We start from the raw sequence: 26356 nt of genomic DNA on the forward strand, positions 1-26356 counted from the left end.
CGCGTGCACGGAACCGGGCCGCCATGCCCGGGATCAGTGCGCGCCGGCCTTGGCCGCGCGGCCCGCGTCGACGATGGCCTGACGGCGGAAACGGCCGGCCGCCAGGTGGTAGAACGGTTGCGGGCAGAACTGGCGCGACACGCCCGACGCCAGTAACGACCCGACCAGCAGCCAGAACAGCATCGGCTGGCTGCCCGTCATTTCCATCACCACGACGCTCGCCGTCAAGGGCGCCTGGGTAGCGGCCGCCAGAAAGGCCGCCATGGACAGCAGCACCAGCACGCGCTGGTCGACGCCCTCGCCTGCCAACTCCCAGATGTGATGGCCGATGCCCGCGCCCGTGGTCAGCGCCGGCGTGAAGATGCCGCCGGGAATGCCCGCCCAATAGGACGCGACGGTGGCCGCCAGCTTGGCCAGGCCAAAGCCGTCCGGCACCGCGTCCTTGCCGTTGAGCAGGTCAGCCGCGACGGCGTAACCGGTGCCGTACACGCTGCCCGCGGTGCACAGGCCGATCACCGCCAGCGCCAGACCCATGATGAACGCCGTCCAGATCGGATGCGTCCGGATCCACGCGCGCCACGACTGCGGCGCCGCGCCGATCGGCCCCTTGCCCAGCAGGCGGGCGAAGATGCCGCCCAGCGCGCCGTTGAGGGCGCCGCAGATGACGATCCACATCACCATGTTCTGCGACAGGGGCGCGCCGGCAAAGACGCCGAAATAAGGATTGTTGCCTTCCACCGCCACCACCAGGAAGCCGGCGGCCAGCACGCCGATCAGCACCAGCCGCTGCCAGCGCAGCACGGTGCCGCGCCCCAGTTCCTCGATGGCGAAGATAACGCCGGCCAGCGGCGCGTTGAAGGCCGCCGCCAGGCCACCGGCGGCGCCCGCTGCGATCAGCTCGTTGGCGTGAAAGCCGCGCAGCTGCAAGCCGCGGCGTTTCCAGAAATCGCCCCACGCCAGCATCAGCGCCGCGCCGACCTGCACGGAAGGACCCTCGCGGCCGATCGACGCGCCGCACAGCATGCCGAAGAACGCCAGCGGTATCTTCCAAAGGCTTTGGGCCAGCGACACCAGGCTGTTCTGGCTGGGACCCGGCGGCAGCGACAAGGCGCCGATGACTTGCGGAATGCCGCTGCCGGAAGCGTTGGGCGCGAAACGCAGCGTGAGCCAGCGCAGCGCGGCCAGCCCAAACGGCATGACCAGCAACGCCAGCCAGCCGTTGTAGGCGACCCACTGGCGGTTCCAGGCCAGCGCCTTGTCGGCCAGATAGGTAAAGCCCAGCGACATGAGCGCCACCAACGCGGCGCCGCCGAGCAACAGCCCGAGCTGCACGCTCTTCCTGGACAGACGGTTGATCTGGCGCACCTTGCGGCGCACCAGCCGGCGTGTTCGGGCGATGACGCGACGGACGGGGTCGGGCAGACTCATGGACGGGGACAGGGCGGCGTGGGAGGTTGCCAACCTTACCATCCCATCCTGACCCGTAGCCGAAAGAATGCAGCGTTGCGCACGCGCAAGCGCGGACGGGAACGGCCGGTCAACGGCCGTCCATCACGACGCGGCAAGGCTTCAGAACGACGACCACTCGTCCTGCGAAGCGCCTGCCAGCGCGGGCCGGGCCTGCGCCGCACGGGCTGCCGGCGCAGCGGGCTTGCGCACCGCCATGCGTTCGGCCGGCAGCAGCCGGGCTTGCGCCTGAACCGCAGATCCACTGCCTGCATCCACCTTGAAGCGGCGCACTTCCTGCGCCAGACGCGTGGCCTGCTCCTGCATGCTGGCCGCGGCGGCCGCGGCTTCCTCGACCAGGGCGGCGTTCTGCTGGGTCACCGTGTCCATCTGCGAGACGGCCTGGTTCACCTGCCCGATGCCGGTCGATTGCTCTTCCGATGCGCCCGAGATCTCGCGCACCAGCGTCGCGACCTGGCGCACGCTGTCCACCACTTCGCGCATCGTGCGTCCGGCCTCGTCGACCTGACGCGAGCCGCCTTCGACGCGCGTCACGGATTCGTCGATCAGGGCCTTGATTTCCTTTGCAGCCACAGCGGAACGCTGGGCCAGCGTGCGCACCTCGCCCGCCACGACCGCGAAGCCGCGGCCCTGCTCGCCCGCGCGCGCCGCTTCCACGGCGGCATTGAGCGCCAGAATGTTGGTCTGGAACGCGATGCCGTCGATCACGCCCGTGATGTCGGCAATGCGGCGCGAACTGTCCGAGATCGCGCTCATGGTCTGCACCACGCCCTCGACCACCTCGCCGCCGCGCACGGCGACGTTCGACGCCTGGCTGACCAGGCGGTCGGCCTCGCTGGCGTTGTTGGCGTTCTGCTGCACCGTGCTGGTCAGCTCTTCCATCGAGGCCGCAGTTTGCTCGAGCGAAGATGCCTGCTCTTCCGTGCGTTGCGACAGATCCGCGTTGCCCTGCGCGATCTGCGACGACGCCGACGCAATGTTTTCACAGCCGTCGCGCACGTCCTTGACGATACGGGCCAGGCTTTCGTTCATGGCCTTGAGCGCGCCCATCAGGTCGCCGGTCTCGTCGCGCGTGACCACGCGGATTTCGGTGGTCAGGTCGCCGGCGGCCACCTGGCGTGCGGCCGATACGGCTTCGCCCAGCGGACGCACGATGCCGCGCGTCACCTGCCATCCCAACAGCATGCCAACCGCCACGCCCGCGATCGCCAGGGCGATCATGATGGCGCGAACCGTGTTGTAGAGCGCCGTGCCTTCCGCCACCGAGCGCTCGGCGGCCTTTTCCTTGCTGATGGCCAGATTGGTCATGAGGTCATCGAGCTTCTGCGACGAGGCGATGACGCGCTTTTCGGCCTCGGCCACGCGCGGATCGGTCTGCGTCATGGGCTGCGACTTGGCCGCATCGAAGAATGCGGCCGCCTCGCGCTTCCACACCTGTTCGGTTTCGCCGAACTGCGCGAGCAGGTGTTTGGTCTGTTCTTCGTAGAAATTGGCGGCTGCCTTCTCGCGCAGCACGTCCATGTTCTTGACCGCGTCGTCGAACTGTTTGCGCAGCGCCTGCCGGTCTGCCTCGGTCGACGCCGCCAGATATGCGTTGCGCGCACGCCCCGCGTAAATGAGGTTGATGTTGGCTTCCTTCAGATCCGAAATACCGCGCAATTCGGTGTCGTAAAGCCTGTCATTCATTTCATTGATACGCGACAGCCCCCATACGCCGAAGGCCCCGATCGCACCACCTATCACCGCCACCAGCAAAAACGCGCCTGTCAGGCGAGCGCCGATGCGCATCCCCTTGAATAACCGCAACATGCTTCCCTTCCCTGTATGTGCCCCGGCTTGTGGCGGCGTTGCCGCAGCCATGCGCTCCGGGGTGCAAGCGCTGACCGGGGAGGAACGATATCGACGTTTGGTCTAGGGCTTACCCTGAGAAAAAGCCAGTTCAGGCGTCAGTTCCGTGTAATGAACGCGACAGTCGACAGGGTTTTCGAAACTGACTTTTTGCTGAACAAAAGAAAACCCCTCGCCGGGGCGAGGGGTCGTGTTTCCAGGCATGCGGCGCTAGGGCCGCATGCGCGCCGGAACCGCCGATCAGGCGAAGTTCTTGGCAGCGAAATCCCAGTTCGCCAGGGCCCAGAAGTTTTCCAGGTACTTGGGACGCGCGTTACGGTAGTCGATGTAGTACGCGTGTTCCCAGACATCACAGGTGAGCAGCGGCTTGTCGGCCGTCGTGAGCGGGGTGGCGGCGTTGCTGGTGTTGACGATGTCGACCGAACCGTCGGCCTTCTTGACCAGCCAGGTCCAGCCCGAACCGAAGTTGCCGGCAGCCGACTTGTTGAAGGCTTCCTTGAAGGCGTCGAAGCTGCCCCACTTGGCGTTGATGGCGTCAGCCAGCGCGCCCGTCGGTGCGCCGCCGGCCTTGGGAGCCAGGCTGTTCCAGTAGAACGTGTGGTTCCAGACCTGGGCTGCGTTGTTGAAGATGCCGCCCGAGGACTTCTTCACGATGTCTTCCAGCGACAGCGTTTCGAATTCCGTACCCGGGATCAGGTTGTTCAGATTCGTGACGTACGTCTGGTGATGCTTGCCGTAGTGGAACTCCAGCGTTTCCTTGGAGATGTGCGGCGCCAGAGCGTCGAGTTCGTAAGGCAGGGGGGGAAGAGTATGTGCCATGTGATGGTTCCTTCTGTTGAGAGCACGATCAAGCCGGTCAATTGTATCGGCAACTCCTGAGGATACCGTGTTAACCCCGCGCTGGCGCGGGGTTAACGGGCACATGCTTATGACCGCGCGTTGTTGCGCCCGCGCGCGGCCTCACCGCATGGCGTCACCGCATGGCGTCACTTCACGTAACGTAGCTCCTGCCCGCTGCCGGTTTCGACCAGCGCGCCGTCCTTATCCATGGCCAGGACCTTGTGCAGCGGCGCGCTGGCCGCGTCGTCGGGCACGTCGACGTCGATGCGCACGGCCCGCGTGGCGGCGTCGATGCGGGAGACGTCCACCTCGTGCCAACGTCCACCAGACGGCGCCGGCACGAAGACGGCCAGCGCCTTCAACGCGCCTGCCGCGATGGGCACGGAGACGCCGTCCGCCCCTTCCGATTGGCGCGGCCCGCCGCCGTAGTCCTGATCGGCCGATGACACCGCCACGTCGATATTGACCGGACGGCCACGGTAATACACGCGCACCGTCAGCATGCCGGGTTCGGCCGTCTGTGTGTCCGGGCGCACGTTCGCGATGGCGGAGTACGGCCGCAGCGGCGGCGTGTCCAGGAATACCTGCTTGCCGTCGCTACGCCAGACGCCCCGCGCGTTGATGTCGACGGCGCCATAACTCAGGAAATATTCGAAGCTGCCGTCTTCCAGAAGCAGCAATTCGCTGCCGACTTCCCGCACGCCGCGCAGGTAGTAATGCCCCGGAATGCGCACGGCTTCCGAAGACTTGCTGGCGGCTTTGGATCCCACGCGCCGGCCTTGCGCGGGCGGCGGCGCGCAGTCCGCCCGCAGCGTGATGCCCGCATCCTGCAGGACGCGCGCGAAGGCCGGATCGGATTGGCAGACAAGCGCCGTGCGGAACGACTGGCCCGGCGGCGCCACCGCCGCGTCGAAGCGCGCGTGGTGCTGCGCCAATAAGGCCAGCATGGCGGGCTGGCCGGTTTCAAGTGCGATCCACGCAGGACCGCGGCCCGAGCCGTCGCCGGCTTCAGGGCTGGCGCCGGCGTCGAGCAACGCTTGGGCGAGGTCCCGGCGTCCCAGCCGGATGGCGGCGTTCAGGGGCGTATCGCCGTCGGGCAGCGGCGCATCCAGATCGGTGCCCGACGCCTTCAACAGACGCAATACCTGCACCACAGTGTCATGCCGCGCGGTGACCAGCTCCCGGCTATGCAGCAGCATCGACACGATGCGATCGGGCAAGGCACGTCCATCCCGCGCGCATGACGATGGCTGACCGGTGAAACCGGCCGCATGCAGTGCTGCAAAGTAGCCAGGCTTGTCGATCAGCACGAACTCCCCGTTGTCTGGCATGCACGCTTGCGCAACCGGCTGGCGGTTCGCCGCGCTCACGCGGCGCACCGTTTCCATGTCGCCGGACGCCACGGCGGCATTGAGCAGTGCGTACGGGTTGGGCGCGACCGGCAGCCGCGGGTCGTCCAACCGCGCGCCGGCGCGCAGCAGCCGATCCAGCATGGCGGCGTCCTGACGACCGATCAGCCAATACAAAGCGCTCTCGCCGTCAGGCGCGATGGCGGCGGGGTCCGCGCCCTTGGCCAGCAATGCATCGACGACCGCCACCTGGCCCGAGGTCGCCGCCAGGAGTAGCGGCGGCGTGCCGCGCGGATCGTCCAGGCTTGGCGGCCAGGCATCGCGGCCGGCCCCATCCCCGGCTGCTTTATCGGCCGCCTTTACCGCGGGGTCCACATACGGATTCACCGGCACGCCCGCCTCTATCAGCATCAAGGCCAGCGCCGTATCGCGGCTTTCGAGTGCCTGGCGAATGGCGCTTGCGTCCAGCGTCTTCATATCGAAACCGGCGTCCGCGAACATGCGCAGCACTGCCGCGCCCTGCCCGCCCGGCTGCCGCAGCAGTTGCGCGACAGGCGAGTCGGCGGGGTTCTGCAGCGCCGCGCGCAGCGCGTCCGGTTTCATCGCCGCCAACAGGGTGCGCAGCAGCGCGGTGTCTCCGGCCCGCACCGCAACCTCCAGCGCCGACCGGCGGTCGTAGCCTTCGCGCCGCAAGCCCGGATCGGCGCCCCCGGCCAGCAGCGCGTTCACGACGCCGGACTTGCCGGCTTCGACGGCATCGGCCAGCGGCGTGTTGCCATGCGGTTCCGCGGGATCGCCGTCGACCGGCGCACCGAGGGCCAGGAGGCGCTGCACGGTCTGCGTGTCGCCGCGCTGGGCCGCCAGGTTCATGATCGGCCGGTTGCCCATCTGGGGCTTGGCGAATATCAGGCCGCCCGAGCCCACTTGCGGGCCGCGTTGCGCGAAGGGCATGCCCGCGCGCAGCAATTGTTCTGCGATTGCGGGGTGTCCGCCTTCGACCGCTGCTTGCGCCGCATCCAGCCACACGTCACGGTCGCCGGTTTCTCCGTACGCCGTGGCCGGGATCGTGCGAGGGCTCACCTCCATCAGGTACGACACGGCCTGCGCATCGCCTTCGTAGGCGGCGAACGCCAGGGCGGTCAGTTCCTCTTCATAGGCAGGCCGGCTGCCCGTGGCGGCCAGCGCTCGCAGCGCCTCTGCACCTTCCGTCAGTTCCACCAGGGGCAACCACGCAAGGAAGTCCGCCGCGGGCCGCGTCTTGCCCTGTCCGTCCTTCAAGACACTTGACGCGGCGGTATCGGCGTCGAGCGCCGCATACGGGCGGCTGGCGCCGGCACCGAACAAGGCCACCACCATGCGCGTCAGGCTCTTGCGGTCGACGAGGCGCGGCAGGTAGGTCTGGCGCACCGCGAATTCGAAATCCCGGTGCAGCAGGAATTCCAGCGGGGTGTTGTTCTGGTCACCCCGCTGGTCGGGGTTGGCGCCCGCGGCCAGCAACGCCTCCATGATGACCGGCGTGCCGTACAACAGCGCCAGGTGGAGCGGTGGCCGGCGCGATTCGTACGTGATGTCGTTCAGGTCCGGCTTGGTGGCCAGCAGCGCGGCCAGCATGCGCGCGCGGGCCGGCAGGCCGGCCTCGTGCGCCTGGCGCAACCGCGCCGCGTCTTCCGGCGTCATGTCCCAATACACGTACTGCGACCGCAGATCACGTGGCGGCATCAGCAAGGCGTGCAGCAAGGGGACGCCGTCACGGGCATAGTCGCCGGGCCGTTCGACCTGCGCCAGCGCGGCCAGGAATGCCGCCTCGTCGTTGCCGCCGACTGCTGCGAACAGGGCCTCCGTCTCCGGCGTGTCGGCGCTTTTGTATTCGCGGTACGGCGACGTGCAGTTGCAATCCGCGTCTGCGGCTGAGGGTGGTGTGACTGAGGGTGCGGTGGCTGCGGGCGCTGCCGGGGAAGCGGCTGCGTTTTCCGCGTAGGCCACGGAGCCAACCCCGGCCGCCCAGATCGCCGCGGCCAGTCCGGTGGCCGCCCATTTCAGATTTCTGTCGTGGAACATCCTGCCGCCATGATTCGGGGGGAGAGGATTTGCGTGCGATTGCGCCGCGCGCCGTCCCCTGTCGGGGCTCGCGGAAAAACTAGCTTGGGTCGCGCGTGGAACGCGTGGATTGCACCTGGACCTGCGCCCCGCCCTGCGCGAAGCTCAGGTCGAGCGGCTGGCCCGCCGACAGCGCGGCTGCGTCACGAACAATGCGGCCCTCCGCGTCGCGGGCGATCGCGTAACCGCGCGCCAGCGTATTGCCCGGATCCAGGGCGCGCAGTTGCGCCGAGGCGGCGGCAAGGCGATTACGCCGCTGCACCAGCAGGCGGGCATGGGCCTGCCCCAGTTGACGCACGGCGCCCGCCAGACGTTCGGCGGCCCTGCCCGTATCCGGCACGCGATGGCCAAGGCGCTGCGCCAGCAGATTGACGCGCGCGGCGCGCCGGCCTTGCGGCGCGGACCAGGCCGACGCCAGTCGGTATTGCAGGCTGTTCAAGCGCTCGCGCTGGTGTTGCAGGCGTTGTGCCGGGGACACCAGCTGCGCGGTGGCGCGGTCCAGCCGCTGCGCCGCCCGCTCCAGCCGGCGCTGCTGGCCGCGCACCATCGTTTGCAGGATCTGCATGACGCGGCCCAGCAATTCGGCGCGCGGCGCGCAGGCCAGTTCGGCCGCAGCGGTGGGCGTGGGCGCCCGCAGGTCCGACACGAAGTCCACGATGGTGAAGTCGGTTTCGTGACCCACGCCGCTGATGACGGGAATCTCACTGACCGCCACCTGGCGCGCCAGGTCTTCGTCGTTGAAGCTCCAGAGGTCTTCGATGCTGCCGCCGCCCCGCACCAGCAGGAGCGTATCGACCTCGGCCCGCTCGTTGGCCAGACGCAACTGCGCGGCCAGCTTGTTGGCGGCATCCGCCCCCTGAACCGGGGCCGGATAGATGATGACCGGCACCTGCGGCGCCCGCCGGGCCAGGGCCGACAGCACGTCGCGCAGCGCTGCCGCATGCAGCGAGGTGATCACCCCGATCGCGCGGGGCAGACGGACGGGCTCGCGCTTGCGGGCCGGATCGAACAGCCCCTCGGAGGCCAGTTGCTCTTTGAGGCGCAAAAAAGCCTCGTACAGATTCCCTAATCCTGCCCGCCGCATGGCGTCAGCCTGGAGCTGATAGTCGCCCCGCGGTTCGTACAGGGAAACGCGCGCCCGAATCTCGACCTGGTCGCCTGCCCGAGGCACGAAGCCCACGGCGCTGGCGCGGCTGCGGAACATGACGGCCCGCACGGAGGCCCGGCTGTCCTTGAGCGTGAAGTACCAATGCCCGGACGCTGCCTGCGTGAAGTTGGAAATCTCGCCGCGAACCCACAGCGCCGGGATGCTGCGTTCCAGCAACTGCCCCACTGCTTGGTTTAGCTGGGCAACTGTAAGGATATCCCGCGCAAATGCGTTGTTTGTGACTGGGAGCTCAATTGTCATGGGGCTTTCCGATGCGAACCTGTCCACAGGGCAGGCGGAGCGGGGCGCAATGATACCGCGTTCGCAGAAATTTGCACGAACTGCCCAGAAAGCCAGCAAATTCGGTGCAAATCATTGATTTATAAGGACTTATATAGGACACAGCAGTGCGCGCATTTGAAGCAAACAAGCGCAAGCCCCGTGCCCATAAGCCTTCCGGCTGAGTTCTACACAGAATTATCCACAGATTCTGTGGATAATTCGGGTCTTCCCCTGCCTTGCCACATACGCGCCGCACCGTTACAGTTTCGGCTTGTTTAGATGCCACTGTGCGCCGCTTGCGGCGCCATCGGCTCCTCAGGAGTTGACCGCTTTGCTTTCCATTCTGCGCGAGGCCGGCTGGCCCATCTGGCCCCTGCTGGCGACATCCGTGCTGGGCTTGGCGCTGATCTTCGAGCGCTTTTTGTCCCTGCGCCGAAACCTGGTGATGCCGCGCGGCCTGAACGAGCAGGTCGCCGAAATGCTGCGCAATCACCAGGACACGCCAGACTCGATCCACCGGCTGGAACGCAATTCGCCGCTGGGTCGCGTGCTGGCCGAAGTGATGCGCCACCGCCACTTGCCGCGCGAAGAACTGCGCAATGTGGTCGAAGACACGGGCCGCGCCGTCGCGCATGATCTCAGCCGCTACATTTCCGCCATCGGCACCATCGCCGTCGTCGCCCCGCTGATGGGCCTGTTCGGCACGGTCGTCGGCATGATCGAAATCTTCGGCTCCTACACGCCCGGCGGCGGCGACCCCGCCCAACTGGCGCGCGGCATTTCGATTGCGCTCTACAACACCGGTTTCGGCATTCTCATCGCCATTCCCGCCATGATTGCGCACCGCTATCTGCGCGGCCGCGTGGACGGCTACCTCAACGCCATGGAACAGGCTGCATCGCGCCTGATCCGTGCCCTTGCGCCGGCGCGCGCCTCCCGCGAGGCCCGCCCATGAATTTCCGCGGTTCCCGGGGCGACCGCGATGAGCTGGACATCAACCTGATTCCGCTCATCGACGTCCTGCTGGTCATCCTCATCTTCCTGGCGGCCACCACGTCGTTCACCCGGTTCACGCAGTTGAAGGTGACGTTGCCCCAGGCATCGTCCGAACAGGACACGCCGCCCGCGCTGGAAGTCGCGGTCAGCCAGGATGGCCGCTACGCCCTGAACGGAACCCTGATCGACGTCTCCACGCCGCCCGAAATCGCCGACGCCCTGCGCCAGGCCGCGGCCGGCAAGACCGAGCCGCTCGTCATCATCAATGCCGACGCCCAGGCCACCCACCAGTCCGTGATCAACATCATGGAAGCCGCGCGCCTTGCCGGCATCGGCCGCGTCAATTTCGCAGCCCAGACCAACCGTTGAAAACCCGACGCGCATCACTGCTGGCCCGCCAATGGCAGCGCGGCGGCTGGCTGTCCACCGCCCTGCGCCCGCTGTCCGCGCTGACCGCCTGGGCGGTCGAGCGCAAGCGCGCGCGCTACGCCAGCGGCGCCAAGGTGTCCTACCGGCCGCCCGTGCCCGTGGTCGTCATCGGAAATATCTTCGTGGGCGGCACGGGCAAGACGCCCATGGTGATCGCCACCGTCGAAAACCTGCGGGCCCGCGGCTACACGCCGGGCGTGGTCAGCCGGGGTTATGGCGTCAAGGTCGGTCCCCATCCGCGGGTGGGGCTGGGCGACCTGGAAGCCGCTCGATTCGGCGACGAACCCGCGCTGATCGCGCGCGCCACCGGCGCCCCCGTGTGCATCCACCCCAAGCGCGCCCTCGCCGCCCAGGTGTTGCTGCAGGCGCATCCGAAGGTCGATGTCATCGTCTCGGACGACGGCCTGCAACATCTGGCGTTAGCACGGGACATCGAAATCGTGGTGCAGGACCAGCGCGGCGTGGGCAACCGGCGCCTGCTGCCCGCCGGCCCGCTGCGCGAACCCGCCAGCCGTCTGGCCGACGTGGACGCCGTGGTCACGAATATCGGTACGCCCAGCGCCTCGCCTGCAGTGTCCGACACCCTTGAGGCGCCTTCGCAGCATGACGGCCGTGTCCCGATGGTGTCAGACACCCGGCCCCGCCATATCCAGATGTGGCTCGAACCCGGCCTGGCGCGCCATATCGGGGGACAGGCCTCGCAGCCGCTGTCCGCCTTTGCCGGCCAGCCGCGCATTGCGGCCGCAGCCGGCATCGGCAATCCGGAACGCTTTTTCACCACGCTGCGGGCAGCCGGCATCACGCTGTCCGCAACGCTATCCCTGCCCGATCACCACGACTACGCCACGTCACCCTTCCAGGCGCTGGACGCCGACGTCATCCTGGTGACCGCCAAGGACGCCATCAAATGCGGCGCCTTGAACGATCCCCGCTTGTGGGAAGTGCCGGTGCAAGCCGCGTTCTCCGACCCGGAGCTCTTTGACTGGCTGGCCGACCTGCTGCGCGCTCGCAAAGAGCGCCCGGGTCGTGGGCAGAACGGTGGCGGCGAAAATCGGGGCCGCAACCCAACGGCGTAACAGGCCGCTTGCCGCAACCCCGACGCGCCGCGCGCTGTCCGGCGGCAAAACTGTTTTAGAATCGCGGTCATGGAATCCCGCCTTCTCGACATCCTCGTTTGCCCCTTGTGCAAGGGCCGCCTCGAACACGACCGGCAGCAGGCCGAACTGGTCTGCCGCGCGGACCGGCTGGCCTTCCCGCTGCGCGACGGCATTCCGGTCATGCTGGAGTCCGAGGCCCGCGCGCTGGACGACACCGCCGCCCCTCGCTGAACGCCGCATCGTGAGCTTCATCGCCATCATTCCGGCACGCACTGCGTCGACCCGGTTGCCCGACAAGCCGCTGGCCGACATCGCCGGCAAGCCCATGGTCGTGCGCACCGCCGACCGTGCTGCCCTGTCCCGCGCCTCGCAGATCTTCATCGCCACCGATGACGGGCGCGTGCAGCAGGCGGCGCAGGCGCACGGCTTGCGCGCCCTGATGACCCGTGGCGATCACCCCACCGGCACCGACCGGTTGGCCGAAGCGGTCGAGCAGCTTGGCCTGCCCGACGACGCCATCGTGGTGAACGTGCAGGGCGACGAGCCCCTGATCGAACCCGAACTCATCGACGCGGTGGCGGCCAAGCTGCAAGCGTATCCGCAGGCTGACATCGCCACCTGTGGCTGCCCCCTGGCCGACGCCGAGGCGCTGTTCAATCCCAACGTCGTCAAGCTGGTCTGCGCCGCGGACGACCGCGCGCTGTATTTTTCGCGCGCCCCCATTCCCTGGGCGCGGGACGCGCTGGCCGGCGGCGAACGCGTGCTGGCGCAGGGACTGCCCGCCTGGCATCACATCGGCCTGTACGCCTACCGCGCGTCGTTCCTGCGCCGCTTCCCGACCCTGCCGCAAGGCGCGCTGGAACGCTTCGAATCGCTGGAGCAATTGCGGGCCATGGAACACGGCCACGTCATCGTCGTCCATCGGGCGTCGACGCCTCCTGCAGGTGGGGTAGATACCCCGGCCGATCTCGAACGCGTCCGCTTGATCTACAGCAATCAGATATAAGGGTTATTTCCCATGGCGCAGCCCCGCATTGGCTGCTGCGTTGCGGCATAATCCCCCGGATCACAAAAAATAAACCCCTTCAGGAGCACTCATGCGTCTCATCTTGCTCGGACCCCCCGGCGCCGGCAAAGGCACCCAGGCCGCGTTTCTAACGCAGCACTTCGGCATTCCCCAGATCTCCACCGGCGACATGCTGCGCGCCGCGGTGAAAGCGGGCACCCCGCTGGGTATTGAAGCCAAGAAGGTCATGGACGCCGGCGGCCTGGTTTCCGACGAGATCATCATCGGCCTCGTGCAAGACCGCCTGACGCAGCCCGACTGCGCCAACGGTTACCTGTTCGACGGCTTTCCCCGCACCATCCCGCAGGCCGACGCGCTCAAGAGCGCCGGCGTCAAGCTGGACTACGTCGTGGAAATCGCCGTGCCCGAAGAAGACATCATCGAACGCATGAGCGGACGCCGCGTGCACCAGCCCAGCGGCCGCAGCTACCACGTGCGCTTCAACCCGCCCAAGATCGAAGGCAAGGACGACGTCACCGGCGAGGACCTGGTCCAGCGCGACGACGACCGCGAGGAAACCGTGCGCCATCGCCTGTCGGTGTACCGCGAGCAGACGCGTCCGCTGGTCGACTATTACTCGGCCTGGGCGCAGCAAGATTCGGCCGCTGCCCCGAAGTACCGCAAGATCTCGGGCGTGGGCGCCGTCGACGAAATCAAGTCGCGCCTGTTCGAAGCCGTTCAAAGCTGATCGGCGTCTCGATGGCCCAAAGGCCTTCGGCGCCGGCCGGACGCAGCGCGTTCCGGCCCAGGCCCGAAGGCCTTGTTGCATCCGGCGCCCGGCGCGCCGCCTTCCTTCCCTTGAACTGATCTGGTGGTACACACATGGAAATCGCGAACAAGGTATTCATCGTTACCGGCGGCGCATCCGGCCTGGGCGCCGGCACCGCCCGCATGCTGGTCGAACATGGCGCCAAGGTCGTCATTGCCGACCTGCAGGACGAGCCGGGCGAAGCCCTCGCCAAGGAACTCGGCCAGCGCTACGTGCACTGCGACGTGACGCAGGAAGCCGACGGCAAGAAGGTCGTGGCCGCCGCGCTGGAACTGGGCTCGCTGTTCGGTCTGGTCAACTGCGCGGGTGTCGCCCCCGCCGCCAAGATCGTCGGCAAGAATGGCGCGCACCCGCTGGAGCTCTTTCAGAAAGTCGTGTCGATCAACCTGATCGGCAGCTTCAACATGATGCGTCTGGCCGCCGAGGCCATGAGCGCCAATACGCCCGAACCCACCGGCGAACGCGGCGTCATGATCAACACGGCATCCGTCGCCGCCTTTGACGGCCAGATCGGCCAGGCGGCCTATGCAGCTTCCAAGGCAGGCGTTGCGGGCATGACGCTGCCGATCGCGCGCGACCTGTCCAAGACCGGCATCCGCTGCATGACCATCGCCCCGGGCATCTTCGGCACCCCGATGATCTTCGGCATGCCGCAGGAAGTGCAGGACTCGCTGGCCGCCAGCATCCCCTTCCCCGCGCGCCTGGGCCGCCCGGAAGACTACGCCAAGCTGGTCCACAGCATCATCACCAACGACATGCTGAACGGCGAAACCATCCGTCTCGACGGCGCCATCCGCATGCCGCCGAAGTAACTCAGCTTTATGGCCGGTCCGTACGGGCCGGTCCAAAGGGGCCTGCCTTGCAATGCCGGCCCTGCAGATGGCCGGCATTCCGTCCCCATCAACGCGGCGATCCGGCCCGCTTTTCACTTCAGTAGTCCACCCATGAGCCTGTTCCGTTCGGCGGCCACGGTCAGCAGTTTCACCTTGCTGTCCCGCATTTCCGGCCTGATCCGCGACATCCTGGTGGCCCGCGCGTTTGGCGCCGGCCCCATTACCGACGCCTTCTGGGTCGCTTTCCGCATTCCCAATCTGCTGCGCCGCCTGTTCGCCGAGGGCGCCTTCGCCCAGGCCTTCGTCCCCATCCTGGGCGCCGCGCGCAACAACCGCTCCGAAGAAGAAGTCCGCACGCTGCTGGACCGCGTGGCCCTGCTGTTGACCGCCGCCTTGATGCTGGTCACGCTGATCGGCATCGTCGCGGCGCCCTGGGTGGTGTCCGCCATGGCCAGCGGCCTGCGGGGTGCGGCGCGCGACACCGAATTCGGCGCGGCGGTCTGGATGACGCGGATGATGTTCCCGTACATCCTCTGCATGTCGCTGATCGCCTTCGCGTCCGGCGTGCTCAATACGTGGCGGCGCTTTGCAGTGCCCGCCTTCACGCCCGTGCTGCTGAACCTGTCCATGATCGGCGCCTGCATCTGGCTTGCGCCGCGCATGGACATCCCGGTCTACGCGCTGGCCGTCGGCGTCATGATCGGCGGCGTGCTGCAATTGGCGGTGCAATGGATGGCCCTGGCGCGCCTGGGCCTGACGCCACGTTTTTCGCTGCGCTTTGGGCAGGCCTGGGCCGATCCGACCGTGCAGCGCATCCTCAAGCAGATGGCGCCCGCCACGCTGGGCGTGTCGGTGGCGCAGATCTCGCTCTTGATCAACACCAATATCGCGACGTGGCTCACGCCGGGCAGCGTGACGTGGCTGTCGTTCGCCGACCGCCTCATGGAATTTCCCACGGCGCTGCTGGGCGTGGCGCTGGGCACCGTCCTCCTGCCCAGCCTGTCCGCGGCGCATGCCCGCGACGACCACGGCGGCTACAGCGCGCTGCTCGACTGGGGCCTGCGCCTGGTACTGCTGCTGGGGCTGCCCGCGGCGGTGGGCATGGCAATGCTGTCGGACGGCCTTGTCGCCACGCTGTTTCATTACGGCGCCTTCAGCGCGCAGGACGTGCTGCAGACGCGCCTGGCCGTCATCTCCTACTCTGCCGGGCTGATTGGACTGCTTGCGGTCAAGATCCTTGCCCCCGGGTTCTATGCCAAGCAGGACATCCGCACGCCCGTGAAGATTGCCATCGCCGTGCTGGTGGTGACGCAGCTGCTGAACGTGATGCTGGTGCCGACGCTGGCCCACGCGGGGCTCGCCTTGGCCATTGGCCTGGGCGCCTGCCTGAACGCGCTGGCGCTCCTGATCGGGCTGCGGCGGCGGGGCGTGTACATGCCGGGCGCCGGCTGGACTGCGTTTGCGCTGCGCCTGGTGCCCGCGCTGGCCGGGCTGGCGGCGCTGCTCTGGTATGCGGACACACAGATCGACTGGATCGCGCTGCAAACGCACTCCGGCCAGCGTGTCCTCTTGCTGGCCGGCGTGCTGGCGGCAAGCGGCGTGGTGTACTTCGGAATGTTGTTACTGTTTGGATTTCGCCCCAGGGACTTCGGACGACGCCCGAAGCAGTAATTCCGCCTGTTCGGGCTACATTGCCTTCAAAAAGCCGGCCAAACGCCGGCTTTTCGCATTAATTTCGTCAAGAATTGACAACCACCCCGTAATCTTTGGTAAAAAACCTTTATGATTTAAAAATTGCCACTGAGAGGACCCCCTGTAGGCCCCCGCCTGCGGGAAGCATGAATTGAAGTACGCCCAAGGACAACCCATGGCGGACCAGGTGATCAATTGGCTGCTGCTGCTGCGCTCCGGCAAGGCAACGGCCCAAGACTACAACGACTTCCTGGCTTGGCGAGCGGCTGACCCTGTCCATGAAAACGCCTGGCAGCAACTGACGGGCACCCTGGCAGGTTCGTCGTTTGGCCGGCTTGGCGACGCCTATGCCACCGGCAGTGGCGACGCCGCTGCCGCTGCCCAGTCGCTGATCCCGCCCCCACCCGCCGCCATCGTGCCGCCCCGCCGCCGTTTTCTGACTGGCGCGCTTGCGCTCGTCAGCACCGGCGCGGCCGCTGCCTATGTCGGCAATGCGTTCTACCCGCTGAACAACGTTGCCGCCGACGCGGCCACCGCAACGGGCGAGCGCCGCCGCTACCTGCTGTCGGACGGCAGCCAGCTTTTGCTCGACGCGCGCAGCCGCGTCAACCTGGACTTCACGCCTGCGTATCGTCAGGTCCGTCTGCTGGATGGCGCCGTGACCGTGTCGGTCGCACCCGATTCCCGCCGTCCTTTTCTGGTGCAGACTGCGCAAGGCACGGTCCGCGCGCTCGGCACCCGCTACATGGTGCGCCAGCAGGCGCAGCGTACGGTCGTCGTGGTGCACGAACACGAAGCCGAAGTCGAGACCATGTCCGGGGCGCATGGCACCATTCGCGCCGGCACCGGCGCCCGTTTCGACAATGCCCGCATGGACACGCCGCGCGCCGAGCTCATGGCCGAAGCCGCTTGGGAATCGGGCTGGGTTGAGGCCCGTGGCCGCCCCCTGGGCGAAGTCATCGCGGCGCTGCGCCCCTATCGCAGCGGCACCTTGCGCGTGTCCATGGCCGCAGGCGGCTTGCCCGTGTCCGGCCATTTTCCGTTGGACGACACCGACGCCGCGCTGGACAGCCTGCAAGACCAGATGCCCATCCAGGTGCGCCGTTTCACGCCCTGGTTCGTCTCCATCAACGTCGCCGCCTGACAACGTCCGCCCCGAAGGTATGCCGGGCGGCGCGGTTTCCGTTGTATACTCGACACCTAGTTTTTATCCAGTGGTTTGTCCATTGGTTTTATCGATAGGCGCCGCGAATTTTCCTCATGTTTTCAAGAGGATCTGACGCAAGGGTTCTCCAACCCGGGAATTCTTCCCAGCAGCGCCCTCCCGCCCGGTTGACGGGCGCTCCATCGGTTGAAGCGACATTAAAAGCTTGCATTCCCCACGGGACTTGCTACAATGTTCGACTTTGCCGAATTCAACTTACAAAGCAACATGGCCAATACCGCCCAAGCCCGCAAGCGCGCTCGCCAATCCGTTGAGCGCAACAAGCACAATTCCAGCCTGCGCTCGATGCTGCGCACCGCCATCAAGCGCGTTCGCCAATCCATCGCCGCTGGCGACAAGGCTGCGGCTGGCGAAGTGTTCCAGAAGGCCACCAGCGTGATCGATCGCGTGGCTGACAAGAACATCATCCACAAGAACAAGGCCGCTCGCCACAAGAGCCGCCTGGCTGCCGCCATCAAGGCGCTGGCCTAAGCCATTCTGCCGCTCCGGTCTTCCGGGGCGACACGAATACGGCAAATAAAAAAGGATGCCCAAGGGCATCCTTTTTTGTTGTCTGCGCCGATTGACTGAACGGTTCGCTGCGCGCCCCAAGGTCCAGCACCTGCGTCTCAGCCTGCCTACCGGGCCGCCCCTCTCGAGCGTGCCTTCCCCCGCTTCATGCGGATTCTGCTGCCGCCAGCCTGCCCTTGATGGCTGCCGCGGCGTCGTGCAGCGATTCCATGAACGCGCCGACCAGCGGATTGCCCGGACGGTGTTCCGGAAGCACCACATTGACGCGAAACGGAAATGATCGCGTCAGCGGCCGGATGTGCAGCCCTCGTCCCACGAAGTCCAGCGCGGTCAGCGGATTGACGATCGCCAGGCCCAGTCCTTGCCGCACGAATGTGCAAACCGACACCGCAGTAGGCGTTTCCACAATGGAGCGGGGCAACACGCCCGCCTGGGCGAACGCTTCGTCGATCTGGACGCGGTAGGGATCGCTGGCGGACAGACTGACGAAGGAATGCCCCTCAAAATCCGCCAACTCGACCGCCGCGCGCGCCAGCAGCGGATGGCCGTCAGGCAGCACGCAGACCTCGTCAACCTGCACCAGCAATTCCAGCCGGGTGCCGGCGGGCGCGGCATCGTGTTCGGTCAGGCCCAGGTCATAGCGCTGCGCCGTCAGCCACTCTTCGAGCAGCGGTGACTCCTGCGTTTCGAGTGACAGGCTAACGCCCGGGTGTTGACCATGAAAACGCTGAAACGCATCGGGCAGTATCGAATGCGAAAACGCCGGCAAGGTGATCACCGAGAGCTGCCCTTCGCGAAATGCCCGCAAACGGGCCGCGGCGGACGCCACGCGCTCAAGGCCGGCGTAGGACTGCCGCACCTCTTCGAAGAGCGCCAACGCCGGCATCGTGGCCCGCAGGCGCCCCGCGATCCGTTCGAAGAGGGCGAAACCGATCGTTTGCTCCATCCGAGCCAGTTCGCGGCTGACGGTGGGCTGCGACGTGTTGAGCAGATCGGCGGCCTTCGTCACGCTGCCCGCGATCATCACCGCGCGGAAGACTTCGATATGCCGATGCGTGAGCATCGCGCCTCCCATATCAGGAATGAATCGGTGTCGTAAATCAAAGCATTTTACTGGATGGATCGCCGCAGGCATCATGCCGCCTTCGCTTCACTTCCCACAGGGTTCCTTTCATCATGACCTTCGATCCGCGCCAGCTCACCCAACTTGCCGCCGAACACGGCACGCCGCTTTGGGTGTACGACGCCGCCGTCATCCGCGAACGCATCGCCCAACTGCGCCGCTTCGACACGATCCGCTACGCGCAGAAGGCGTGCTCGAACCTGCACATCCTGCGCCTGATGCGCGCGCAAGGTGTGGTGGTGGATGCGGTATCCCTGGGCGAGATCGAACGCAGCCTGGCCGCCGGCTTCGACCCGCGCAGCGAACCGGAAGGCATCGTCTTCACGGCCGACCTGATCGACCACGCCACGCTGGCCACCGCGCTCAAGCACGGCATCACGGTCAACGCCGGGTCGCTGGATATGCTGTCGCGTGTGGGCCAGGCGTCGCCGGGCCATCGCGTCTGGTTGCGCATCAACCCGGGCTTTGGCCACGGCCATAGCAACAAGACCAACACCGGCGGCCCGCAAAGCAAGCACGGCATCTGGATCGGCGATGTGGCCGAGGCGATCTCCATCGTGCGCCGCCACGGCCTGAAGCTGGTGGGCGTGCACATGCACATCGGTTCGGGCGTGGACTACGGCCATCTTTCCAACGTGTGCGACGCCATGGTGGACGTGGTGAAGTCGCTGGATCACGACATCGAAGCCATTTCGGCGGGCGGCGGGCTGTCGATCCCCTACCGTGACGGCGAGCCGCGCATCGACTGCGATCACTACTTCGAGCAATGGGATGCCGCGCGTCAGCGCATTGCCCAGTATCTGGGTCATGAGATCCGCCTGGAGATCGAACCCGGCCGCTTCCTGATCGCCGAGTCCGGCGTGCTGGTCGCCGAAGTGCATTCGATCAACCGGCGTCCCGAGCGCGACTTTGCGCTGGTTGACGCGGGCTTCAACGATCTGATGCGCCCGGCCATGTATGGCAGCTATCACCGGATCTCGGTGCATGCGCCGGACGGCAGCGACCCGCAGGACGCGCCGCAGACGCGCATCGCGGTGGCCGGCCCGCTGTGCGAATCGGGCGACGTATTCACGCAGAACGAAGGCGGCGTCATGACCGACCAGTTGCTGCCTCGTCCGCGCATCGGCGACTTCATGGTCTTTCACAACGCAGGTGCTTACGGTTCGTCGATGTCCTCGAACTACAACAGCCGACCGCTCGCACCGGAGGTCCTGCTGGACCAGGGCGAGGCACGCCTGATCCGGCGCCGCCAGACCGTGGCCGAGCTGCTCGCGCTGGAAGAGTAAGCCGCCTGTAAATGCAAACGGCGCCGGACAGTTTGCCTGTCCGGCGCCGGCGTAGCGGTTTCGCTCGCAACGGCCAATGCCCCCACGGGGGGCCTGGCGCATCAAGACATCAGGTCGGGAACGCCTCGCGCAACGCGAAGGTCGCCTGCTTGAATACGCCCAGGTCGGTCCCCACGGCCACGAAGTGCATCCCCATGTCCAGATAACGGCGCGCGTCGGCATGCACGGGCGCCAGAATGCCCACCGCCTTGCCTTGCGCAGTCACGCGCTGATGCAGGTGGCGGATCGCCTCCTGCACCTCGGGGTGGCCGGGGTTGCCAATATGACCCAATGCCGCAGCAAGGTCCGACGGGCCAATGAACACGCCATCCACGCCTTCGACGGCGGCGATCTCGTCCACCGCCTCAATGCCCGGACGGCTTTCGATCTGCAGCAGCACGCAGATGTTGTCGTTGATGGTGTGCAGATAATCCGGCACCGTGCCGTAGCGGTTGCTGCGCATCGCGCCCGCCACGCCGCGAATGCCTTGCGGCGGGTAGCGCGTGGCGGCCACCGCGCGGCGCGCATCTTCTTCGGATTCGATGAAGGGAATCAGCAGGTTGTAGAAACCGATATCCAGCAGGCGCTTGATCTCGACCGGATCATTCCAGGACGGACGCCCCACGGCCGCGCTGGCGCTGCCCTGCAGGGCCTGGAGCTGCTGCAGGAACATCGGCACCTCGTTGGGCGAGTGTTCGCCATCCAGAAGCAGCCAGTCGAAATCCGCCAGGCCGACGAGTTCGGCGGTGATGTGGCTGGACATGCACATCCAGAATCCGATGAGCCGCTCGCGGGCCAGGATGCGTTGCCGGAAACGATTGGGAAGAGGTGAATTCATTGCTGACCTCATGTCTTGAAAAGTGAACTTGGAATCCGATGGCCACGGGAACGCAAAGCGCCCCGGGCTTCTTGCGCGCGCGCCACGACCGGTCAGGCGGGATCCAGCAGATACGGCGTGCCAGCGCGCTCGCAGATGCCGCGCAGGCGTTCGGCCAGCGCTGCGGGAATCGGGATGCCCTCGCGCAGCCGGCGCATGCGTTCGGCCGCTTCGGGCTCGCCCGCCACCAGCACGGGTTCGGCGGGATCGGCGGGCGGCGTGTCGTGCATGGCGTCGATCATGTCGTCCATGTCGGTTTCGAACGACCCGGCCGCGCGGAAGGCGTCGGGGTTGAGCGCCAAAAAGAAATGTCCGACGTCGTCGGGCTCGCCGGGACGGCGCGTGCCCGCACGCCGCGCAGCGAACGCGCTGCCGCTGAGCGTGCCGCCCAGGATCTGCGCCATCATCGCCAGGCCATAGCCTTTGTGGCTGCTCATGGCGGTGGTGCCGCCCAACGGCGTGAGGCCGCCCTCGGGGCGCTTGAAGATGTACTGCATGGCCGCATCCGCGTCCGTGACCGGCGCGCCCTGCCCGTCCACCGCCCAGCCCGGCGGCAGCGGCTTGTCCAGGAAGTCGTAGACCTTGACCTTGTTGGCCGCGACGGTCGTCGTCGCCATGTCGAGCACGAAGGGTTCGTTGTAGGCGGCGGGCGCACCGAACGCGATGGGATTGGTGCCGAGCATCGGCATCGCGCCGCGCGTGGGCACCATGATGACGCCGTTGGCGCTGCTGGTGACCAGTCCCACCACGCCGCGCTCGACGGCGATGCGCGCATAGACGCCGGCCGCGCCGAAGTGGTGCGAGTTGCAGACCGAGACAGCGCCCACGCCGTGTTCCAGCGCCTTGTCCACGGCCAGGTTCATGGCCTGCGCGGCGACCGGATAGCCCAGGCCGCCCATGCCGTCGATCAGCGCGCTGGCGCCGCCGTCGCGCACCACGCGGGCCCGTGCGTCCAGCCGCAGCGTGCCGGCGCGCCATTTGTCCTCATAGGCGGGCAGCATGGAGATGCCATGCGAATCGATGCCCAGCAGGTCCGTGCGCGCCATCAGGCCCGCGGTGATGTGGGCAAGGTCTTCGGCCATGCCCCATGCCATCAGCACCTGCAGGATCTGTTCTCGCACCTGCTCCACCGGCACGGCCGTGGCGTTTGCTCCGTTCCCTGACACTGTCTGTCTCCTGTCGTCTTGTAGGTGTGGCGGGCGTCGGCAGCGGGGTCAGTCCCGGTCGCGGTCGACCAGTCTGTGTCGCGCCTGGCCCAAATGGAATTGCATGGCGACGCGCGCGCGTTCGCCGTCCTGTTCGCGGATGGCGTCCAGGATGGTGGCATGTTCGTCCACGACGCGCTGCGCGCGCTGGCGCGAGCCGGTGCGCGTCAGGTTGAGCGTCAGGCGCATGAAGCCGCTGATGGACTCATGGATGCTTTCCAGCACGCCCAGATAGAAGTCGTTGCCGCTGGCCTCGGCAATGCTGGCATGAAAGGCCAGGTCCGCTTCGGCGGACACTTGTCCCTTTGCCAGGGTGTCCGCAAACGCCGCGTGAGCGTCGGCAATCTTTCCAAGCTGATCATCGGTGCGCCGCAGCGCGGCCAGGCGCGCGGCATCGCCCTCCAGCGCCACACGCACCTCCTGGGCGCGCAGATAGGCGCTGACATTCTGCACATCGTTGAAGGCCTTCAGGCGCGGCGCAGGCTGGTGGCTGACAAAAGTGCCCAGGCCCTGGTGCGCGGTGATGAGGCCGTCGGCGCGCAGGCGCAGCAAGGCTTCGCGCACGACGGGCCGCGACACGCCGAAGCGTTCGGAGATTTCGTTTTCGGACGGCAGCTTGTCGCCGACGTTCAGTCCGCCGGACACGATCTGTTCGAAGATCTGCCCGTAAAGCTGGTCCGCCAGCCGCACCCGGTGCCCGCGTTCCAGCACCGGCGCGGCGGGCGCTTGCGCCTCGTCGGGCGCGTGCGGCGTGGATGAGGGGGATGCTTTGGGTCGAGCCACGGAAACTCCTGGTAGTAGGGCCTGTCCTCGCGCGGAGAACAGGCCCTGAAAGACTGCTGCGATGCGCGGACGGCGCTCATCGTACCCGCATTGCGTCCGCTGCGCCGCACGCGGTCATGCCGTGGCGGTTTCGCGGTCCCAGGCGGCCAGCGCGCGCGCCACGGGCGCTACGCGTTCGCGTTCGGTGCTGGAGATGCCGGTCAGGAGCGGCAGCATCGGGCCCATGTCCGCCACGCCCGACAGCGTCACGGCATCGTGCAGCACGCGAATGGGGCTGATGCCGTCGCGGCAGTCTTCCAGGCCTATGTACTGCTCACGCACGGCTTCGGCTTCGTCGAAGCGGCCTTCCTGCAAGAGATGCAGGAGGCGCATCGAACCGCGCGGCGCCACGCAGACGGATCCCGACGTAAAGCTCTTGAGGCCGAATTCGCGGTAGTGGACGATGGCCGGGCGCTCGCCGATGCCGCTGACGACCCAGCGCGAATCCACGGCTTGCAGCAGCGCGGACAGGTAGGCGTCCTCGGACGGGTTGTCGCGCACGACGGCGTACTTGAAGGCGACGAGACGGCCTTCCTCGATCAGACGTGCCGCGGTTTCCGGGGCCAGGTAGTCGGCCGACTTGATGTAGACCACCGCAGGTTTGCCCAGCGCATCCGTGAAGCGGCGCACGCCGTCGGCCAGCCCGGCGTCGGTATAGGGGAAGGACATGGGCAGCAGCATCGCGGTCGGAAAGGCGCGCGATCGCAGGATGGCGGCCTGGTCCATCATCTTGCCGTAGTCGGGCCCCACCGAGGGCAGGATCCAGGTGTCCGGACCCGCCAGGCTTGCCAGCATGTCTACGATGCGTGCATATTCGCTCACACCCACGTTGTAGAAGTTGGCGTTGCCGCCATACATGACGTTGCGCACGCCGCCCGCTTCCAGGTGGCCGAGCAGCGTCTTGTTGGCCGCTTCGTTCAGCGACAGATCGGCGTTGCGGGCCAGCGGCGGCACGGCGATGACCGAGCGCTGCAGATCCTGGGCGGTGACCGGGGTGGTTTTCATGGAAGGGACTCCTGGCGGGTGGGTTGTCAGTGCGGTTGTCAGATAAGTAAGGTGAAAAAAGTATACTTGGTTGACAAGCTATAGCTCAATACCTATATTTGTTTTACAAGTAGTTCGGCAGCAAACAAGTCGCATGAGGCGCGGGCCGCATGCGGCTTTGAGCTCCCGGCTCGCCGGGAGCGGAATACCCCCCAGAAACGATGCGCGGCCACGCGCACACCGAGGAGACGAATTCCATGCATGCAGCCCCTGTGCGAGGCCGGTTTATTGCGGCCGCCCTGCTGACGGCCACCGCCTTTGCCCTGCCGGCCTCGCCGGCTTTCGCGGACTACCCCGAACGCGAGGTCAAGATCATCGTGCCCTTCCCCGCCGGCGGCACTGCCGATATAGCCGCGCGCGTCGTGGCGGCCGAATTGGGCAAGAGCTGGAACAAGCCCGTGGTGGTCGACAACAAGGCGGGCGCCGGCGGCAATGTCGGCTCGGCCGAAGCCGCGCGCGCCACGCCCGACGGCTATACCTTCCTGATGGGCACGGTCAGCACCCACGCCATCAATCAGTCCGTGTACGCCAAGCTGCCCTATGACCCGGTCAAGGACTTCGTGCCGGTGACGCTAGTGATCCCGGTGCCCAACATCCTGGAGGTCAACCCTAAGTTCGCCGACAAGCACGGCATCCGCAACGTGGCGGACCTGATCAAATACCTGAAGGCCAATCCCGACAGCGTCAACATGGCGTCCACGGGGAACGGCACTTCCACGCATCTGTCGGGCGAACTCTTCCAGAGCATGACCGGCACGCGCATGACGCACGTGCCCTACAAGGGCAGCAGCCCGGCCCTCACCGACGTGATGGCCGGGCAGGCGGACCTGATCTTCGACAATCTCCCCTCGTCCATGGGCTTTATCAAGGCCGGGAAGCTGCGCCCGCTGGCCGTGACGACCGCCAACCGTTCCCCCGCCCTGCCCGACGTGCCCACGATGGCTGAAGCCGGCGTGAAGGGCTACGAGGCCTCGAGCTGGTTCGGTCTGCTGGCGCCGGCCGGCACGCCGCCCGCCATCGTGGAAAAGGTCCAGCGAGACGTGGCGGCGGCCTTGCAGCAGGAGCCCGTGCGCGCACAGCTTCAGGCGCAAGGCGCGACCCCATCCGGCAACACGCCCGCCCAGTTCAAGCAGTTCATGGCCCAGGAAACCGTCAAGTGGGCCGACGTTGTGAAGAAATCCGGCGCCAAGGTCGACTGACCCTGCGCCGATCCGGGGCCCGTCCGCAACGCGTGAGCGGCGGGCTCTTCATCATCACGCGAACCAGGAGACACCATGAACAAACTGATCAGCGCCGTACTCGCGGCGGGCGCCGTTGTGCTTGGGTCGCCGGCGGCCCTTGCCGCCGGTTACCCGGAAAAGCCCGTCACCATGATCGTGCCCTTCGTGCCAGGCGGTTCTTCCGACATCACCGGGCGCTCGGTCACGCCGGCGCTGGCGAAGATGCTGGGGCAGACCTTCGTCGTCGAGAACAAGCCGGGCGCAAACAGCGCGATCGGCGCGCAGGCGCTGGCCCGCTCCACGCCCGACGGCTACACCATGATGGTCGGATCCATCGGCACCTTCGCCATCAACGAAGCCCTGTACAAGAACCTGTCGTACAACCCCAGCAAGGACTTCACCTACCTGACGCAGGCGGTGCGCAACCCCAACGTGCTAGTCGCGGCGACGTCGTTCCCGGCCAGCACCGTGGCCGAACTGGTCGACTACGCCAAGAAGAATCCGAACCGCGTGTCGTACGCCTCGTCCGGCACGGGATCGTCGGACCACCTGTCGGCCGTGCTGTTCCGGCAGCGCACGCAGAGCACCGGCGTCGACGTGCCGTACAAGGGCGGCGGCGCCGCCATCGCGGACCTGATCGGCGGCCAGGTCAACGTGTCCTTCCAGAATGTGGGCGCGGTGCAGAACCACATCAAGGCGGGCAAGCTCAAGGCGCTGGCCATCACGGGCGACACGCGCGCGACGGACCTGCCCGATGTGCCGACGCTGGCCGAGGCCGGCATCAACGATATGGTCGTGTATTCCTGGCAGGGCTTTGCGGTGCCCAAGGGCACGCCGCAGCCGGTCGTCGACAAGCTGGCCGAGGCTTTGCGCACCGCGCTGCGCGAGCCGCAGACGCACAAGACGCTGCAAGGCCTGGGCTTTGAAGTGGTCGCCAACACGCCGCAGCAGTTCGCGGAATTCCAGCAGGCCGAGGTCAAGCGCTGGAAGGACGTGATCCAGAAAGCCAACATTCAGCTCGAGTAAAGCCACGGGATGCCCAGAGGCGGGCATCTTTTGTCCGGGGCCTGTCCTGTTGCCACGCACGCAGGAC

The 26356-nt window shown here is 66.8% G+C and carries 23 protein-coding genes; 13 read left to right on the top strand and 10 right to left on the bottom strand.

What is annotated here, in order from left to right:
- Positions 1 to 33: 33 nt before the first annotated feature.
- The 5 genes from B3098_RS26085 to xseA form a co-directional block, all read right to left on the bottom strand.
- Positions 34 to 1428, bottom strand: a complete 1395-nt coding sequence (locus B3098_RS26085; protein WP_286900276.1) for a chloride channel protein — start codon at positions 1426 to 1428, stop codon at positions 34 to 36.
- A gap of 141 nt (positions 1429 to 1569) precedes the next feature.
- Positions 1570 to 3276, bottom strand: coding sequence for a methyl-accepting chemotaxis protein (locus tag B3098_RS26090; protein WP_286900010.1), 1707 nt, complete (start codon positions 3274 to 3276; stop codon positions 1570 to 1572).
- Positions 3277 to 3555: 279 nt separating this feature from the next.
- Positions 3556 to 4134 carry a superoxide dismutase [Fe] gene (sodB, locus tag B3098_RS26095; protein WP_056324270.1) on the bottom strand — a complete coding sequence of 193 codons (579 nt, stop codon included), beginning with the start codon at positions 4132 to 4134 and terminating at the stop codon, positions 3556 to 3558.
- Between the two features lie 167 nt (positions 4135 to 4301).
- Complete coding sequence (locus tag B3098_RS26100) at positions 4302 to 7562, bottom strand: ankyrin repeat domain-containing protein (RefSeq protein ID WP_286900013.1); 3261 nt, start codon at positions 7560 to 7562, stop codon at positions 4302 to 4304.
- 79 nt (positions 7563 to 7641) lie between these two features.
- Complete coding sequence (xseA, locus tag B3098_RS26105) at positions 7642 to 9009, bottom strand: exodeoxyribonuclease VII large subunit (protein WP_286900016.1); 1368 nt, start codon at positions 9007 to 9009, stop codon at positions 7642 to 7644.
- A gap of 352 nt (positions 9010 to 9361) precedes the next feature.
- Between xseA and B3098_RS26110 the strand changes: the two genes are divergently transcribed.
- The 10 genes from B3098_RS26110 (at position 9362) to rpsT (ending at position 17608) form a co-directional block, all read left to right on the top strand.
- Positions 9362 to 9985 (top strand): MotA/TolQ/ExbB proton channel family protein, encoded by a 624-nt coding sequence (locus B3098_RS26110; RefSeq protein ID WP_175138397.1) that lies wholly within the window; start codon positions 9362 to 9364, stop codon positions 9983 to 9985.
- Positions 9982 to 10395, top strand: coding sequence for an ExbD/TolR family protein (locus tag B3098_RS26115; RefSeq protein WP_175123481.1), 414 nt, complete (start codon positions 9982 to 9984; stop codon positions 10393 to 10395). Before B3098_RS26110 ends, B3098_RS26115 begins: the two co-directional genes overlap by 4 nt.
- Positions 10392 to 11531, top strand: a complete 1140-nt coding sequence (lpxK, locus tag B3098_RS26120; protein WP_286900019.1) for a tetraacyldisaccharide 4'-kinase — start codon at positions 10392 to 10394, stop codon at positions 11529 to 11531. The genes B3098_RS26115 and lpxK overlap by 4 nt, the downstream gene beginning before the upstream one ends.
- A gap of 69 nt (positions 11532 to 11600) precedes the next feature.
- Positions 11601 to 11783, top strand: coding sequence for a Trm112 family protein (locus B3098_RS26125; RefSeq protein WP_175123483.1), 183 nt, complete (start codon positions 11601 to 11603; stop codon positions 11781 to 11783).
- Positions 11784 to 11793: 10 nt separating this feature from the next.
- Complete coding sequence (kdsB, locus tag B3098_RS26130; protein WP_286900021.1) at positions 11794 to 12558, top strand: 3-deoxy-manno-octulosonate cytidylyltransferase; 765 nt, start codon at positions 11794 to 11796, stop codon at positions 12556 to 12558.
- A gap of 91 nt (positions 12559 to 12649) precedes the next feature.
- Complete coding sequence (gene adk, locus B3098_RS26135) at positions 12650 to 13306, top strand: adenylate kinase (protein WP_175123485.1); 657 nt, start codon at positions 12650 to 12652, stop codon at positions 13304 to 13306.
- Between the two features lie 134 nt (positions 13307 to 13440).
- On the top strand, positions 13441 to 14199 hold the full coding sequence (locus B3098_RS26140) for a 3-hydroxyacyl-CoA dehydrogenase (RefSeq protein ID WP_175123486.1): 759 nt from the start codon (positions 13441 to 13443) through the stop codon (positions 14197 to 14199).
- 132 nt (positions 14200 to 14331) lie between these two features.
- On the top strand, positions 14332 to 15891 hold the full coding sequence (murJ, locus tag B3098_RS26145) for a murein biosynthesis integral membrane protein MurJ (RefSeq protein ID WP_286900024.1): 1560 nt from the start codon (positions 14332 to 14334) through the stop codon (positions 15889 to 15891).
- A gap of 196 nt (positions 15892 to 16087) precedes the next feature.
- Entirely contained in the window at positions 16088 to 17056 is a 969-nt protein-coding gene (locus B3098_RS26150; protein ID WP_286900026.1) for a FecR domain-containing protein, read from the top strand.
- Positions 17057 to 17344: 288 nt separating this feature from the next.
- Entirely contained in the window at positions 17345 to 17608 is a 264-nt protein-coding gene (gene rpsT / locus B3098_RS26155) for a 30S ribosomal protein S20 (RefSeq protein WP_043542310.1), read from the top strand.
- 184 nt (positions 17609 to 17792) lie between these two features.
- Here rpsT and B3098_RS26160 read toward each other — a convergent pair whose 3' ends face one another.
- Positions 17793 to 18710 carry a LysR family transcriptional regulator gene (locus B3098_RS26160; RefSeq protein ID WP_286900030.1) on the bottom strand — a complete coding sequence of 306 codons (918 nt, stop codon included), beginning with the start codon at positions 18708 to 18710 and terminating at the stop codon, positions 17793 to 17795.
- A 113-nt stretch (positions 18711 to 18823) separates the two neighbouring features.
- Between B3098_RS26160 and lysA the strand changes: the two genes are divergently transcribed.
- Positions 18824 to 20056 (top strand): diaminopimelate decarboxylase, encoded by a 1233-nt coding sequence (lysA, locus tag B3098_RS26165; RefSeq protein ID WP_286900033.1) that lies wholly within the window; start codon positions 18824 to 18826, stop codon positions 20054 to 20056.
- A gap of 109 nt (positions 20057 to 20165) precedes the next feature.
- On the opposite strand, the gene garL is transcribed toward lysA, so the two are convergent.
- From garL to B3098_RS26185, 4 genes are all read right to left on the bottom strand, one after another.
- A complete protein-coding gene (gene garL / locus B3098_RS26170) occupies positions 20166 to 20933 on the bottom strand; it encodes a 2-dehydro-3-deoxyglucarate aldolase (RefSeq protein ID WP_056562673.1) in 768 nt (255 codons plus the stop codon).
- 92 nt (positions 20934 to 21025) lie between these two features.
- Positions 21026 to 22138: an Ldh family oxidoreductase gene (locus B3098_RS26175; protein ID WP_175123491.1), complete on the bottom strand. Its 1113-nt coding sequence runs from the start codon at positions 22136 to 22138 to the stop codon at positions 21026 to 21028.
- 48 nt (positions 22139 to 22186) lie between these two features.
- The gene (locus B3098_RS26180) at positions 22187 to 22960 is read right to left on the bottom strand and encodes a FadR/GntR family transcriptional regulator (RefSeq protein ID WP_370633056.1); all 774 of its coding nucleotides are present in this window, start codon (positions 22958 to 22960) and stop codon (positions 22187 to 22189) included.
- A gap of 114 nt (positions 22961 to 23074) precedes the next feature.
- Positions 23075 to 24004 carry a dihydrodipicolinate synthase family protein gene (locus tag B3098_RS26185; RefSeq protein WP_286900036.1) on the bottom strand — a complete coding sequence of 310 codons (930 nt, stop codon included), beginning with the start codon at positions 24002 to 24004 and terminating at the stop codon, positions 23075 to 23077.
- A 236-nt stretch (positions 24005 to 24240) separates the two neighbouring features.
- On the opposite strand from B3098_RS26185, the gene B3098_RS26190 reads away from it, so the two are divergent.
- Together B3098_RS26190 and B3098_RS26195 are read left to right on the top strand one after the other, a co-directional pair.
- Positions 24241 to 25242 carry a Bug family tripartite tricarboxylate transporter substrate binding protein gene (locus B3098_RS26190; protein WP_175123493.1) on the top strand — a complete coding sequence of 334 codons (1002 nt, stop codon included), beginning with the start codon at positions 24241 to 24243 and terminating at the stop codon, positions 25240 to 25242.
- 75 nt (positions 25243 to 25317) lie between these two features.
- Entirely contained in the window at positions 25318 to 26289 is a 972-nt protein-coding gene (locus tag B3098_RS26195; RefSeq protein WP_286900037.1) for a Bug family tripartite tricarboxylate transporter substrate binding protein, read from the top strand.
- Positions 26290 to 26356 lie beyond the last annotated feature (67 nt).

It is taken from the genome of Achromobacter sp. UBA2119 (assembly GCF_002331005.1).
Classification (GTDB): Bacteria; Pseudomonadota; Gammaproteobacteria; order Burkholderiales; family Burkholderiaceae_B; genus Achromobacter; species Achromobacter animicus.